Genomic DNA, 251 nt, shown 5'->3' with positions numbered 1-251 from the left:
ACGGCAGGTCCTGGTGCGCCTGGGCGCCCAGGGCGGTGTCTTTGACCCGGCCAAGTAGCTGGCTCACATCCATGAGCGGGTCGATATCGGTATGCAGCACCTGGGTGTTGATGAAGCAACCGATCAAGCCTTCTACTTCAGTACGGTGGCGGTTGGCGACCGGAACGCCGACGCGGATGGCGCGCTGGCCACTGTAGCGTTGCAGCAGCAGCTTGAACGATGCCAGCAGCACCATGAACAGGGTAACCCCC

At 62.5% G+C, this 251-nt stretch carries 1 protein-coding gene; it reads right to left on the bottom strand.

Features of this window, described 5'->3' with window-relative positions; all coding sequences use genetic code 11:
• A partial coding sequence (locus tag SB765_RS32045) for a condensation domain-containing protein (protein ID WP_410932815.1) occupies positions 1–251 on the bottom strand: 251 nt, incomplete at both ends.

Source organism: Pseudomonas sp. SIMBA_067 (genome assembly GCF_046534675.1).
GTDB lineage: Bacteria > Pseudomonadota > Gammaproteobacteria > Pseudomonadales > Pseudomonadaceae > Aquipseudomonas > Aquipseudomonas putida.
The sequence above is the reverse complement of the archived record's forward strand: the minus strand, read 5'-3'. Positions and strand labels throughout refer to the sequence as shown.